Origin of the sequence: Chitinophaga qingshengii (assembly GCF_014529935.1) — a bacterium.
Classification (GTDB): Bacteria; Bacteroidota; Bacteroidia; order Chitinophagales; family Chitinophagaceae; genus Chitinophaga; species Chitinophaga qingshengii.
Genome location: NZ_JACVFC010000006.1, coordinates 1 through 14,823, shown reverse-complemented (window position 1 = coordinate 14,823; position 14,823 = coordinate 1). Strand labels below are relative to the sequence as shown.

At 48.2% G+C, this 14,823-nt stretch carries 10 protein-coding genes and 1 tRNA gene; 7 read left to right on the top strand and 4 right to left on the bottom strand.

Annotated elements, in window-relative coordinates; translation table 11 throughout:
* Positions 1-181 precede the first annotated feature (181 nt).
* The gene (locus ICL07_RS29395) at positions 182-1,870 is read right to left on the bottom strand and encodes a response regulator (protein WP_188091657.1); all 1,689 of its coding nucleotides are present in this window, start codon (positions 1,868-1,870) and stop codon (positions 182-184) included.
* Between the two features lie 106 nt (positions 1,871-1,976).
* Here ICL07_RS29395 and ICL07_RS29390 point away from each other — a divergent pair, with 106 nt between their 5' ends.
* From ICL07_RS29390 to gap, 4 genes are all read left to right on the top strand, one after another.
* Positions 1,977-3,320: an SWIM zinc finger family protein gene (locus ICL07_RS29390; RefSeq protein WP_188091656.1), complete on the top strand. Its 1,344-nt coding sequence runs from the start codon at positions 1,977-1,979 to the stop codon at positions 3,318-3,320.
* Positions 3,321-3,341: 21 nt separating this feature from the next.
* A complete protein-coding gene (locus ICL07_RS29385; protein ID WP_188091655.1) occupies positions 3,342-6,185 on the top strand; it encodes a DUF6493 family protein in 2,844 nt (947 codons plus the stop codon).
* 35 nt (positions 6,186-6,220) lie between these two features.
* Entirely contained in the window at positions 6,221-7,216 is a 996-nt protein-coding gene (locus ICL07_RS29380; RefSeq protein WP_188091654.1) for a GlxA family transcriptional regulator, read from the top strand.
* An 84-nt stretch (positions 7,217-7,300) separates the two neighbouring features.
* Positions 7,301-8,308: a type I glyceraldehyde-3-phosphate dehydrogenase gene (gene gap, locus ICL07_RS29375; RefSeq protein ID WP_188091653.1), complete on the top strand. Its 1,008-nt coding sequence runs from the start codon at positions 7,301-7,303 to the stop codon at positions 8,306-8,308.
* Between the two features lie 55 nt (positions 8,309-8,363).
* On the opposite strand, the gene ICL07_RS29370 is transcribed toward gap, so the two are convergent.
* Both ICL07_RS29370 and ICL07_RS29365 read right to left on the bottom strand, forming a co-directional pair.
* Positions 8,364-9,965: an NAD(P)/FAD-dependent oxidoreductase gene (locus tag ICL07_RS29370; protein ID WP_188091652.1), complete on the bottom strand. Its 1,602-nt coding sequence runs from the start codon at positions 9,963-9,965 to the stop codon at positions 8,364-8,366.
* A 298-nt stretch (positions 9,966-10,263) separates the two neighbouring features.
* Complete coding sequence (locus ICL07_RS29365) at positions 10,264-11,136, bottom strand: hypothetical protein (RefSeq protein WP_188091651.1); 873 nt, start codon at positions 11,134-11,136, stop codon at positions 10,264-10,266.
* Positions 11,137-11,223: 87 nt separating this feature from the next.
* Here ICL07_RS29365 and ICL07_RS29360 point away from each other — a divergent pair, with 87 nt between their 5' ends.
* The 3 genes from ICL07_RS29360 (at position 11,224) to ICL07_RS29350 (ending at position 14,379) form a co-directional block, all read left to right on the top strand.
* Positions 11,224-12,915 carry a hypothetical protein gene (locus tag ICL07_RS29360; RefSeq protein WP_188091650.1) on the top strand — a complete coding sequence of 564 codons (1,692 nt, stop codon included), beginning with the start codon at positions 11,224-11,226 and terminating at the stop codon, positions 12,913-12,915.
* A 63-nt stretch (positions 12,916-12,978) separates the two neighbouring features.
* A tRNA-Gln gene (locus ICL07_RS29355) sits at positions 12,979-13,049 on the top strand.
* A 205-nt stretch (positions 13,050-13,254) separates the two neighbouring features.
* Positions 13,255-14,379: a TlpA family protein disulfide reductase gene (locus ICL07_RS29350; protein WP_188091649.1), complete on the top strand. Its 1,125-nt coding sequence runs from the start codon at positions 13,255-13,257 to the stop codon at positions 14,377-14,379.
* Between the two features lie 17 nt (positions 14,380-14,396).
* Here ICL07_RS29350 and ICL07_RS29345 read toward each other — a convergent pair.
* The coding region (locus ICL07_RS29345; RefSeq protein ID WP_223152142.1) for a helix-turn-helix domain-containing protein at positions 14,397-14,823 on the bottom strand (427 nt) is incomplete at its 5' end.

Sequence of the window (14,823 nt, the reverse complement as noted above, 5' to 3'; positions counted from 1 at the left end):
ACCCGCCAATACCGGGGATCACCTCTCCGGTATTATCTACCTCCGTATCTTTCGCAAAATAAAAGAATTCAAATTTATTGCTTACTCCCCTGTAGACTTAATTGGTGTTAACTAACAAAAGTGAAAAAAATGGTGATAAAGAATTTCTCTATCACCAAACAACGATATATTTTTTATTGAATTACCCCAACGGATTCAACATCTTTATCCTCGGCAAATGTTTTCGGATCATATCCACCAATTCCTTTCGTGTAAAAGGTTTTAGCAGGAAATCCGTCGCTCCTGCGGCTATAAATTCTTCCTGTTCCTGGACAAAGGTTTCGCCGGAAGCCACGATGACGGGAATATCGCTGGGTATCTGGCTATCCGCGCGAAGTGTCCGTAGAAACTTTTTCCCATCCATTACCGGCATTTTACCATCTGTGATGATCAGGTCTGGAATCATCATTTTCAGCATTTCCAGGGCTTCGGCGCCGTTTTCCGCGAAGTAGGGCGTGGCGCCCATGCTTTTAATGGCAGCGCGGAAGGAAGCCTGGTTCAGTTTATCATCTTCCAATACCAGCACGGTATAATCCTGGTACATTTCGTTGGTGGGTTCGGGTGAGTTAACGGTAACGGCACTACGACCTTCCTTCAACGGAATACTGAGCCTGAAAGTGGTAGTGGCGCCGGAAGCACCGGCAGTGATGGTGCCACCAATTTTTTCCACCAGTTGTTTGGTGATAGCCAATCCCAGTCCCGTGCTTTCTCCCATATATTCCTTGTTGGCATGTGATACAAAAGGAAGAAAAATATCATTCAGCTGGTTGGGTTTAAGGGTGCTGATGTTGTGCGTTTCCATGTGGATATAATCGCCCGCCTTCCCTACATTAAACCGGACCACTGAATTTTGTGAAGCATATTTCAGGGCGTTGGAAGCCAGGTTATTGATGATTTTACTGAGGATGGTGCTGTCGGAGAGAATATATACCGGCAGCTGGGCATCGTAGTGGAGGATGATATTGATTTTCCGGGAAGCAGCGATAGGGCGTTGCATCAGGATACATTCGTTGATGCATTCCCGTAGGCTGAAGCTTTCACTTTTGGCTTCGTTAAAAAGGTTTTCTTCTATTTTAGCGAGATCGAGCTGGTTGTTGATAATTTCCCTGATGAGGAGAGAGGCCACCTGCAGGTGCTCCGTTTCCTTACGGATAGCGGCAGACAGCGCACTGTCATTCAGGTGTGCTACTTTTTCGCTGAGGCCTTCGGCGATACCCATGATAGAAGTCAGCGGTGTCCTGATTTCGTGGTTTGTTTCCCGCAAGTACCTGGTTTTAGCTTCGGAAGCCTTTTTTACTTCAGCCATCATGTTGCGTACCTGTTTGATGTAGAAATAAAGCATGATACCATTCAGGGCGGTACCCGTGAGTACCACGATGAGCCGGATGGCCAGCATGCTGTTATTGCTGAGTGGTATGGGCCTGATCCAGTGATAGTAATAGTTGACTTCCAGCAGTACCACCATGGCGCCTACGAAGGTCCAGAAGAGGTTGCGTATTTTGCGGCGGGGCATCAGCAGGTCGGAGGCTCCCATGAGGAAGGCCGCCAGCAGGTGTATTTCAGATACCGGTCCCAGTGCGATGCCGTAAAAAAAGAGTGCGGCGTCCAATACGATGAAAAATATGAGGACTACGTTGTCTATGCCTATACGCCGATGCATCAACGGCAGACAAAAAAAGAGGATGCCGACAAAAAGCTCCAGGTAGAACGCCGGTGTGAAATCCATCAGGTAAAATACGGTCATCCCCAGGGTTAATGACAGGAACGCCAGTACAATACAAATCGTATTAAAGAAAGACACGGGTTTATCAGAATAGCTACCGTTTTTCATAGTCGTTTTTCATTATTCAGGGGATGCATGGATAATGACCCCGAAAATAGTGCTATTTTTGTTTAGATGCCTATATTATACACCGCGTGAATGTTTGTTTTTTGACATGATTTCAGAGACTACCATCAGTTATAGTTACCCAACACCGTCGGCGCTGATTGCCGGCAGTGAGCCCCGGCTATTGCTGGCCGGCTACAGCGAGATAGCAAAGCATCCCGCCCCCGCTTTTTTCCAGGGACACCTGACGCAGCCCTACACCACTGCCCGTTGCCTCATCGCCTTGTCCAATGTGGTAAGGGCTTCGTTTACCCTAGCACCGGCCCAGGCGGGCATGATGAAAGACCCGATTGTGACCGCTGGTGCCGAAAAATTGCGATTTGAAGGTTTTTCCCAGTGTGCCGGCGTATATGCGCGGGTAGATGTGCTGCCGGGAGGCCATAGTGGCACTTTCCCTGCCAATGGGACGGTCAATGTGGATTTTAATCAGCCGATGATCAATGCCCTGCATGCTATCAGCAGTAATGATACCATGCAGCTGACCGTGAATGCCGGGGAAATCAACCTGCAAAGCCAGCCGGAAGAAAGTATTACCGAAAAGAAAGTACCCCTGCCGGTGAAATGGATCAAGGGACTGACCACCGTGCAGCTTTTCCTGGCAGCATCGGAGCGGGTGCATACCTTCAATAAAATACAGCTGCGACAGCTGTTTCAGGGTATTCCTGCCGGCGCTGTAAAAGCGGATTATTACCTGACCGTGCGGGGCAATAAACCGGTGTTCTCCCCGGTAAAAGCCCCTAAAGCAATTTGTGTAGGCGGTATCCACCGGTTACGCCTATTGGAACCCTTGTTACCACTGGCAGATGAGTTGCAGGTGTTTGTTCATCCGGATATGCAGAGCACTACCTGGCAGTTGTATTTCGGTCATGTGCGATTCAGTCTCAGTCTGTCGCGTGAAGCCTGGCGTGGTTTTTCCGGGGAAGGCGCCGCACTGGATGCGTTGATCGCCGATGTGCCGGACCAGCTGATAGACGCCATGGATAAATACAGTCATGTGAACCAGGAATTTAACCCCACCTTACTGGCCGTAGAAGAACAAGCCGGTTTTGAGCAGATAGATCAGCTGACAGCCCGCCTTGCCGCCATGGGACTGTTGGGTTTTGACCTGGATGATAATCTCTATTTCTACCGTCGCCTGCCTTTTAAACTGAACCGGATCATGAGCCTGAATCCGCGCATGAAAGACGCGGAGCAGTTACTGGCAGAAGACAAAGTGGCCATCATCTCCCGGCAGCCCGATAAAGTGGAAGCACGGGTGGCCGGCAGCGGCGTTACCCATACAGTGGTGATAGCCGGAGAAGACGCCCGTTGCACCTGTACCTGGTTTGCCAAACACCAGGGAGACCGTGGCCCCTGCAAACATATTCTTGCTGTACGTAAAAAAATAAATTGATTTTAACCCAAACAAGATTGTATGACACACCTGGAAGAACTGGAACAATTGTTAACCACCGAACGGGAACCGGATATGATCCCTTTCCTGCAACGTTTGACCCCTGAAGAACGAAAAAAACTAACGCCGGGACTGAGTAAAGTAGTCACCTATTATTCAGAATTTATAGAGGTGGAGAAAAATGCCTGGGGCACCAGGTCTACCATGACGCAGTCCAAGATGCTGGCCGCCGCCGCTTTTGTTTGTTTCGAAAAAAATGCTTTTCAGCGAAGCAATTTTCATTTCACGCTTTTCCGGGAGGCGTTACTTGACGATATTCTTCCCTGGTATATGCCCTCCTGGTTTGATGAATGGATGCAGGATATGGTTGAAAAAGGCAGGCTTCCCGGTGATGTGGACTATTGGATGATGATGGACCTCCATCAGCGCGGGCTGTTGACGCTGACACCTGCATTGGTGGTGAGCCGGCTTCCGCAGGCAATCTATGGAAACCACCGGTTGTACGATCCCACAGCTATGTTTAAATATCCGCTTACCTTGTCAGAGCATTTCTGGTACCTGTTTGAATATCCATCCAGTATTAATTTCGCTGATAACTGGAGCAACAATGTAAAAACCGGCGAAGGACCCACGAACTGGAATGGCTTTATACAGCAGTATACCAGTGATGGTACGATTGACCGGATGCGGGTGCTGGGAGAATGCCTGAAAGCAGTAAACAGAAATTTTAACAAACTACAGGTAGGCTGGATGGTAGATTTGCTGACGGCGCTTAAGCCTACCCAGGCTGAGTTGGTACAGCTGCAACCATTGCTGTTGCAGGCATTGAGCTCACCACAGACCAAAGCGGTGAATACAGCTTTGACTTACCTGAAAGAGCTTTCCGCCGAAAAAGATTTTAATCATCAGGCGTTGCTCGATTATCTGCCGCAGGTGATTGCTGCCGATAAAAAAAATATCATTACCACTACGTTGCAAATACTGGAGAAAGCAGGTAAACAACATCCGGAAATTAAACAGCGGGCCTGCCTGGAGCTGTGTGGTGTTTTTCTTTCCAAAGATGAAGACCTGCAAGCTAAAACAGCGAAGCTGATATTGCAGTGGGCCGATAAAAATGATGTTGTTCTCCGGGAGCAACTTTCCCAATATGGCAGCAGTATGCTGGCCAATACACGCAATATATTACAGGACCTGCTGGTTGCAGGAGCCGGCGATATCCCGGCTGTGATGGAATCTGTGGCGGTGGAGCAGCAGCCTTTAATCGGAGAACATAACCGTATTGCCACCGAAGACCTGGTATTCTTCGCCAGCCAGGTGTTTGAAAACAATGCCAGCTGGCATTTTGACCAGTTGCCTGCTATGTTGTTGGCAGCACAGGATACCATGACGACAGATATCCTGTTGCAGCTGGAACCGGCTTTACAACGGGCGGCTACTATTTTCAAACGTCCGCCGGGAACCGCCGGCCTGTTGGATTTAACCCTGGCTGTATTTTTCCTCAATTACGGCAAATGGATGGCAGATAACGATGCCGCCTATATGGCAAAACTGAATGAGGTAAAACAATCCCAGCATTGGTGGCGTACCCGTCATGAGATGCCGGTGCTGGAACACTGGAAAACTTCCCGTACAGAGGAGGCGGTATATGCGCCCCATCGTAAGTTGCTGATACTGGCTTTAAAGAAGATACGCGAAAAAGATACGTTGCCTTTATTATCTACGCCCACGCATGAACCGGCATGGATAGATCCCGTGGTGCTGGTGCAGCGCATGGCCCTGTACCAGGCAGCCGGTGTGATACCGGATATGCTGGATCTTCAGGTCGCTATTGCGCGTTGTGCGTTGCAGGACACAGCCGCCGCGTTGTCGTTGGCGCAACAGTCGCTGACCGGAGAATACCAGCAGCTGCTGATGTTCCTGCTCGATGCGGACGCCTTGCCGCAGGCGAAGACAATCACCATGGAAGCCGCCTGGATGCAGGCAGGACTTACCAAATCGCCTAAAACAACCTATGAAGCGTTTGCTGATTTTTCGTATAACCGCTTGCCGATAGTACTGCTGAATGGTGATTTTGAATGGAAAACGGCAGCGGTACCTTACCTGGCTTATGGTAACTATGATCCCGAAAAGAAGGAATATAACCGGTATATGGATGAGGAGCTGTCAATGGAAATTACCTTTCCTGAAGCAGAGATCCTGAAAGGACCTTCACCGTTGCTGCAGGAATACCTGAATGGGGTAGGGAAATACCTGTCCATTTCGATTTCGGACGTTGCGCGGTTATTGTTGCTGACCCCCAATCATCCGGATGTATTGCTGGCGAGGATACTGAAATCCTGTCAACGTTCTTCCGGGTATTATGAGGTGAATGAAACCGGTATTGTCTTAAATACTGTACAAACGCTGCATAGCCTGGACATTCCGCCTTCTGAAATGATGTATCTCTCCATTGCGTTGTCTATGTTACATGCTGATAAAACCGTAAAAGGGTATGCGGCGGAATACTGGAGCAGCCGTGTTCCTGACCGTATCAGCAGTGAGAAGCTGGGACAGACCATCGGTTTACAACAGCGGGTAGCTTGGGCGCCGATGAAACGTTTTACAGACCTGATGGCTACCCAAACGCAGATCAGCCGGCAGCATAATGAAGCATTGGAAACATTGCTGACCGCCTGTCTGTCTGTCTTCACCGAAAAGCCGGTAAAAGACCTGAAAAAACTGCTGGAGGTATACGGGGAAGTATTGGCGCTGAATGACAGCAGTATCCGTCATCCGATGGTGATACAGTTGTTGCAGGCCTGGCAGGGTACCAGTACATTGAAGAAAACGGCGCAGCAGTTGTTGAAGCGGGCAGCGCTGGCATAGCCCGTTTTTTCTGCGTATTTTTGAAAAAACAGCCGATGTCTTCCCAAAAACTGATCGTTATCGTACCGATGGAAGGTACCGCCCTGCTGGATATTGCAGGCCCCTGCGATGTATTTTCGCGGGCCGATAAAATATTGCGCAGTGATCCGGAGTGGCAGGGAGCCGGCTATGAAATACTATTGGCATCGCCGGTAGCGGCGCATCACCTGAAAACGCAGAGCGGTGTAGAGGTGGTATGTCCCGTTACCGTGGAGGAGCTGGATCGTCCTATTGATACTTTACTGATTGCTGGTTTGGGCACTGAATTTCTCGCCAATAACCTGCATGGTTTTTACGAATGGCTACGTAATGTATATCCCCGGCTGCGCCGCATCGGTTCCGTGTGTATCGGCGCCTATGCGCTGGCGCGGGCGGGGATTCTCAGTGGCCGCAAGGCTACTACGCATTGGCAGTACAGCCAGGATTTCCAGGAAAAACATCCCGATGTGCAGGTGGATACCAATCCTTTTTATACCTGTGACGGCAACGTATATACGTCCGGCGGACTCGCTTCCGGTATCGACCTGGCCCTTGCCCTGCTGGAAGAGGATTATGGCCGGGAATTGGCCGCGCAGGTGGCCAAAAAGATGGTGATCTACCTCCGGCGGCCCGGTTACCAGTCGCAGTTCGGCGAACTGCTGGATTACCGGCATTTAACCAATACGCTGGCAGGTAAGCTGCATCCCTGGATGATACAGGTGTTACACGAGGACCTGAGTGTAGAACGGCTGGCCGCCCAGGTGAATATGAGTCCCCGGAATTTTGCCCGCGTTTTTCTCCGGGAGACCGGACTTACCCCCGCCAAATTTGTAGAGCGTTTAAGGGTGGAAACAGCCCGGAAATACCTGGAAGATAGTGACCTCAGTATAGAACAGATTGCTGAAAAATGCGGGCTGGGCGGTATGGTGTCCATGCGGCGTGTGTTTCTGCGGCATCTGTCCGTTTCCCCCAGCGATTACCGCCGGACCTTCCGCACCGCCTTACATGGTTGAGTTGGCAGAAATTGTATATTTTTCGTCATTTGAGACAGATGAACGGTTGGGTACTTTTGTACTGTAACCAAAATTATTCAAGCGATGAAAATAGCTATCAACGGATTCGGCCGCATAGGAAGAATGACCCTCAGAGCTTTACAGCATAAAGACAATGTAGAAGTAGTAGCCATCAATGACCTGATGGGAGCGGATATACTCGCCCATCTTTTCAAATACGACACGGCCCATGGAAAATTCCCCGGTACTGTCACCCATACGCCTCAACAGCTGATCGTGAATGGTAAAGTCATACAGCTGACCAGCGAAAAAGACCCGGCCCATCTGCCCTGGGCGCAACTGGGTGTTGATATTGTGATAGAATCTACCGGCCGTTTTACCCATAAAGACCAGGCCCAGGCGCATATCCGCGCAGGCGCCAAACGGGTATTGATCACAGCGCCGGCATCCGGCGGGGTAAAAACCATTGTAGCGGGGGTGAATGAAGATATTATTGATGTAACGGACGAGATCCTGTCCACCGCTTCCTGTACCACCAACTGTATTGCGCCGCCCTTGTTCCTGCTGGATAAGGTGTTCGGCATTGAGTCCGGTTATATGAGCACCATTCATGCATTTACCATGGACCAGATGTTGCAGGACGGTCCGCATAAGGATTTCAGAAGAGCCAGGGCAGCCACCCAGTCTATTATACCCACCACTACGGGAGCCGCCAAAGCTATCGGGGATGTATTACCGGCCCTGAAAGGTAAGCTGGACGGCTTTTCCTACCGGGTGCCTGTTATCGATGGTTCCATTGCAGAATTGTCCCTGGAGCTGAAACAGCCGGCTACTGCGGCAGAGATCAACGCACTGTTTAAACAGCAGGCTGCAACGGATCTGAAAGGTATCCTGGAATATACGGAGGAGCCTTTTGTATCGGCGGATATAGTGGGTAACACACATTCTTCCATTGTGGACGGTACCATGACGCGCGTTATTGGTAAGCTGGCCAAAGTAGTGGCCTGGTATGACAATGAAGCGGGTATTTCCAACCGGATAGCGGAGTTGGTAGCTTCTGAGATATACGCTACTGCCGACGCACAGCGATAGTAAAAAAATCACTGGCTATAAAAAAAGCACCCTTTACGAGGGTGCTTTTTTATGATTATTTTTTCTCTTCGTGATATTCCTGTTCCGTATTGATAGACCAGATATTGTCTTTGGTGACAATACCGGCAGCGATGTTATCCACAGCCACCATAGCGGTGAGCATGGAGTGGTCGGAGTTATTGTATTTATGCATACCGTTACGGCCAACGAGGAAGAGGTTGCCAAAAGAGTCGAGGTAGTGTCGTACTTCATCGAACCGGGTATAGGTACCGAAATAGGCCGGGTAGGTTTTCTCCATGCGTAACACGGTAGCGTCGAGTACATCTTCTTTTCTGGCCAGACCTATTTTGCAGAGTTCGTGTATCGCTGTTTCCCGGATTTGTTCATTTGTTTGTTCCCAGAAGTCATCGCCTTTGTTACAGAAATATTCCATTCCCACCCAGGTGGTATCGGGGTCTTTCACCATGTAAGGGCTCCAGTTGTTGAACAGTTGGAGGCGGCCTACTTTCACATCTTTTTCCTGTATGTAGATCCAGGTATCTTTGAGTGTGATAGGCTGATGGGTACGTGTTTTAGCATCTTCGAAGCTCAGGTTCTTCAGCAGGATACCGATGGTGATGAAGTCGCGGTATTGCAGGCCGGAGGCTACTTCGCGGACATTCGCCGGAACATCCGCCCGGAGGCCGGCCACCAGTTCCTGTACCGGCATGGTAGAGAAGAAGTAGTCGCCTTCGAGGATGGTTTTTTCGCCGGTGGTTCTGTCCAGTGCTTCAATGCCGGTGATCCGGTTACCTTCAGTAAGAATACCTACCACATCGTGTTGCATGAGAATGGTCGCCCCCTGGGAGGTTACCTGCCGGGCCACTTCTTCCCACAGCTGGCCGGGGCCATGTTTGGGATAGAGGAACTGTTCGATGAGGCTGGTTTCCACATTTTTTTGTTTGATATCTTTCGGCTTGCTGGCATTCCAGGCCGCTTTCGCCGCATGTGCGATAGCTTTACCGATGGAGATGCCTTTGATGCGTTGTGCGCCCCATTCTGCAGAAATTTCATGACAGGGAACACCCCATACTTTCTCGGTATAGTGTTTAAAAAAGAGGTTGTAGAGTGTAGTGCCGAACCGGTTGATCATAAAATCTTCCAGTGTATTCTCCGGTTTCCTGGGGAAAAGCTGGGCCTGTAGGTAAGAGATCATGATCCTGATAGTGGTGATGATACCCAGTTTACGCAGGGTATCGATCGATAGTTGAACCGGGTAGGTAAAGAATTTTTTGAGGAAATAGATACGGGAGAGGCGTTTTCTGACCAGCATAATCAGGTCGGGGTTTTCCGCTACGAGGGTATCTGATTCCGTATTTTTTTGTGGTGCTTTTATCTCTTTTGTTTTTTGCTGATAGCTGATGGTGAATATTTCAGCCGCTTCTTTATCGAGAGGCATGACGGTCATCCACCAATCCATCACGCGGTCGGATTTTGAGAAAAACCGGTGACCGCCGATATCGATACGGTTACCTTTATAGTTAACCGTTTTGGAAATGCCGCCAATATCTGTGCTTTTTTCCAGGATGATGGGCATTATATCTGTGCGTTGGAGCAGTTCATAGGCCGCAGTAAGGCCGGCAGGCCCTGCACCGATGATGATGGCTTTCTTTTGCATGAGATAACATCGATTGTGAGTGAATAGTTATTTGAGGGGGGTAGTAAGTAGAGCGTCTGGTTTTATACCAGCGTGGTGTGGGGTATCAGAAAACCCGGGGGAGCTCCCCGGACATGCAAACGAATAGTAGTAGAAACGTTAGCTGGCATACTATAATGGTTTGTCACAGACCAGCCCGTTGAGTGGGTGGTCCGGCTTTGAGGGTTTATTACAGGGGCGCGCAGCAGCGTTCAATTTCGCCGCGTATACAATTATAAACTACAATACTGAAGTGCTATTTCATTGACGGGAATGGTTGTTAGAATTTCCATTTGTAGAAGTAGACCGGAGCGTTTTCACCTTCACTGATGGTTACGTAACCATCATTACCGGGCGTGATGGTAATACCTTCTCCCTGTTTTTCTATCACATAGGGGAGTTGTTGTGCAGGTCGTGCCATGGCTTGTTCCACGGTTTCGTTGGCATTGCGGTGCCAATAGTAAATATCGGTGAGTGTTTTGATCACAATATGGTGGCCGTCTTTGGAGATATCGCCGGAAGTGACCCAGGTATAGGGAAGTGTAATGAGTTTCTCCAATTGAACTTTATCCCCATCTTTAAAAAGCAGGTTGTTTGTTTTATAGAGACTGACTTTTCTTTCTCTTTTACTGATGATATAAATTTTTTTGCCGATGGGATCGATGAGCAGGGATTCTGCATCGCGGGGACTATTGGGATATTGCAGTGTGAGTACGTCCGGACGGATGTGCAGTGTTTTTCCGGGAACCGTAGCAGGCTCCTCAAAACGATAGATACGGATATGTTTGCGCACGCCTTTATTATCGCCGATATCGCCCACATATACATAGTGTTTACCTTTTACGGGGCCCATTCCAACCGCAATATCTTCCATATCGCGGTTGGATACATCGTCCAGTTTTACGGTGCAGACCAGGTTGGCCTGATGGTCCAGCAGAAAGGCTTCCGCTTTGTTACCGCTGTCGTTGTGTGTCCAGTAATAACCGGGTAAGGTACTACTGGATGCGATGCCGGATGCTTCCGTAATTTTATCGGAAGACAGTTCACCTAATACAACAGGTTTAACAGTCGTGTTATCTTTTACCGCTTGTGCGGAAGTAGTGGTACATATACCGGCAAGCAGCAGGGCCGTCAACAGAACAGGTAATCGCATAGGGCAATTTACTAAAAAAATGATGTCGTTTTTCTAATCCTTTTTTAATGAAGATTTGTAGAAAGCGGGGGTACCTTCGGGCCACATATGAATATGAAATACCTGCAATACTGTTTGCTCCTCCTGGGAACCCTGATCGCCTTACCGGCTCTTGCCCAATCGGATTATATCAACCTGGGCAACAAACAATACCAGCTGCTGGACCGGCTGGATATCCTCACCCGGAACGATACCCTGTTAGGGTTCACGACGGTGAAACCGTATGACCGCCGTAAAGTAACGGAGCGGGTGTTGTACCTGGACTCGCTGGACAAAGCCGGTGCTTTACCTTTCCCGTTAACCGCCACCGACCGGTATAATATGCGTCATCTGGTAATGGATAACTGGGAATGGGCGCCTGCCTATGAAGATTCGTTTAAAGTGAAGCCGGTATTGAAACATTTTTATACCACGCCGGCTTCCTTGTATACCGTTCATACCAGCAATTTTAAATTATCTGTGAATCCATTGCTGAACCTGCAATACGGCGGTTCCAATGATGGCACCGGCAGCATTTTTGTCAACAGCCGAGGGTTGGTGCTGAGAGGGAATATTGCCGGTAAGTTGGGGTTCTACACGATCTTAACAGATAACCAGGAGCGGGACCCGGCTTATGTACGTGATTTTGTTAATCATCATGAAGCTGTACCTGGCGCCGGGTATTATAAATATTACAACCACAATGGCTACGATTATTTCGATGCCCGTGGTGGTATCTCACTGAATGCGGCCAAATATTTCGATATCCAGTTCGCCTATGACAAATTGTTTATCGGCAACGGTTTTCGTAGTCTTTTCCTCAGTGATTTCAGTAGTAACTACTTATATCTGCGTATCAGTACCCGTATCTGGAAATTTGATTATGAAAATATTTTTGCCCAGACCATTGCACCGTTTCCGCTTTACAACGACCGGCAGATGCGGCCCCGCAACTACATGATGATGCACCACCTGAGCCTGCAGGTTACCAAATGGCTGAACCTGGGTTTCTATGAAAACGTTATGGAAGACGGTAAAAACGGGCTGCAGTTGAGTTACCTCAACCCGGTTATCTTCTACAGATCCGTAGAACAACAACTGGGTGCCGCCGGTAAAGCCAATGTTGGCTTCGATTTTAAAGCGAATATTGCCCGGTCGGTGCAGTTGTACGGTCAGTTGTTGATTAATGAGTTTGTAACGAAAGAAGTGTTGCACTATAGCAGGGGTAATTTTGCCAACAAACAAGGGGTACAGCTGGGCGCCAAATATATCAATGCTTTCCAGGTTCGGAACCTGGACATACAGGCAGAAGCCAATTATATACGGCCCTATACCTATACCAATTTTGACAGTACGACCAACCTTGTTCACTATAATCAGCCGTTGGCGCATCCGTTGGGCGCCAATCTGAAAGAGTTTATCGGTATTGCCCGTTATCAGCCATTGCCCCGCCTGTATCTTACCGGTAAGCTGATGTATCATTTGCAGGGCCTCGATTCAGCCGGTGTTAACTTCGGCAGCGATGTTTTCCGTAGTTATAACACCCGACCACGGGATTATGGTTTCCATATCGGCAGCGGTATACCGGTGAAAAGTACTACAGCCGCCCTGAGTGCTTCCTGGGAGCTTTTTGAGAATATGTTCATCGATCTGAATGCTACCTATCGTACGTATAATGTGCAGGACCAGCCTAAATCCAATACCTTTTTCTATACTGTCGGTTTCCGTGTGAATATGCAGGCCAGGGAGTTCAATTTCTAGGTTCCCGGAAAAAAATTTGGGATTTAATGGAAATGTTATACCTTCGCGTTCCTGAATTGACGATGCCCGATAGTATAACGGTAGTACGACAGACTCTGACTCTGTTTGTCTTGGTTCGAATCCAGGTCGGGCAACAAAGCTGAAATTCTTCTTAGGTAAGGATTTCAGCTTTTTTTATGGGTTGATTTTTATCGTGAAATAATCGTGTTACCTCCAGGGCACTCCTACATCACTCCAGGAAAGGTTTCTCTTTTTGAATAAAAATGCGCTATTTTCAGTTGCCGATAGTTAGGATAAAAACATTGATTGAACCCGCTATGTTTCACTCAAAATCCACGTATGGATACAAGAAGCATCCTTTTCTCCCTGATCATTTTATGCATTGGTTGCAATAGACCTGTTGCCGACAAACAAATAGACATCATCGGACATGTCAAACATATCCCTCATGGGAAAGTGTATCTGACAAGTGCTTTTCACTGGGATGTTTTTCAGGATTCAGCAGTGGTTAGGAACGATTCATTTCATTTCAGGATAAAAGTACCTGCTTCTTTTGAACCATATTACGCCGGTATCAGCTACATTGATACGACCGGGAGAATCAGGGGTTTTCAATTCATAGACCCGGTACAAACTACCGAAAAACAGATCCATTCGCAGAACGCATTTGTGCTGGAGCCAGGCGTTACCACTATTACCGGAGAACTGGTCTGCCAGGGAGAGGGAGATAGCTACTATTGCAAAGGCCTGGAAATAAAATCTGGCAAAGAAACGGCATTGATGTATCAACTACAGACTACCAGTTTTGGGGCACTTGGCCGTCGGGATTCATCCAACCGGGTTGCCCTCATTAAAAAATACAGCCGTATTATCAGGGAGAACTCTACAGCCTATACATTGTTGCAAGGGATATATGAGGCCCGGGAACAATACACCAACAAGGAGCTGGAAGACCTGATCGTTTTGTTTGATAAAAATGTACAGCAAGCGGAAACAGCCCGTAAGTTGAAAAGTTTTATGGATACCAGGGCCAACTTCCGGAAGGACAAATCCGCTCTCGCAGCGACAGATACAGCCGGCAATACAAAAAACTGGATATCCCCCGCTGCCCGGTTTAACCTGCTGGTTTTTTGGGCAAGCTGGTGTGGCCCTTGCAGAAGTGAAATTCCTTCCCTGAAAAAAATCCGCGCAAGATTCAGCGATCAGGATGTTCACATGGTCAATATCTCCATTGATAAAAGCCGCGCTGCCTGGATAGATGCGCTTCAGTTTGAAGCGATGCCCTGGGAGCAGGTGAAGGTTGACAGTGCGGAGATTGCCCGCGTGAAAGCCGGTTTTAACTTTTCTGCTATCCCGTTGACGGTATTGACAGACCATACCGGCAAAGAGCTCAGGCGATACGCCGGTTTTGGTGAGAACACGGAAAAGGAACTGGTAGCGCTGCTGGAGCAACTATTGAAATGATGATATCTTTTGAAGCATTATGCAAACTCCAATTTTGATAATTCCATTCCCACTTCTTTAATTCCATCCAGGATTTTGTGTGCTTGTTTGGTGGATGGTTTTTTGATACCATTGGCATATTGTGAAAGTAATGATGGATTCATACCAATTCTTTCAGCAAGCCCTTTGACACTAATGACATTATAATACTCGAAAAATTGTTGCATATCCAGTCGAATTACAATATTCTCTTTGGTGGCCGGTTTGAGGTCAACAAGTTCCCTGTAGAGATTTGTTGCTTCCAGTATATTTTTGTTTAACTCCCGCATGTTTTTACCAGTAGTAGACACCGGTAATTTTGACATTTCCCGGGCATAAGCAGAATAGCCGGTACTGGTTCTTTCTACGATGAATATATACTTTGTCATGGCTAGATCTGATTTCGTTAAGTGTTCTGTGTGATCT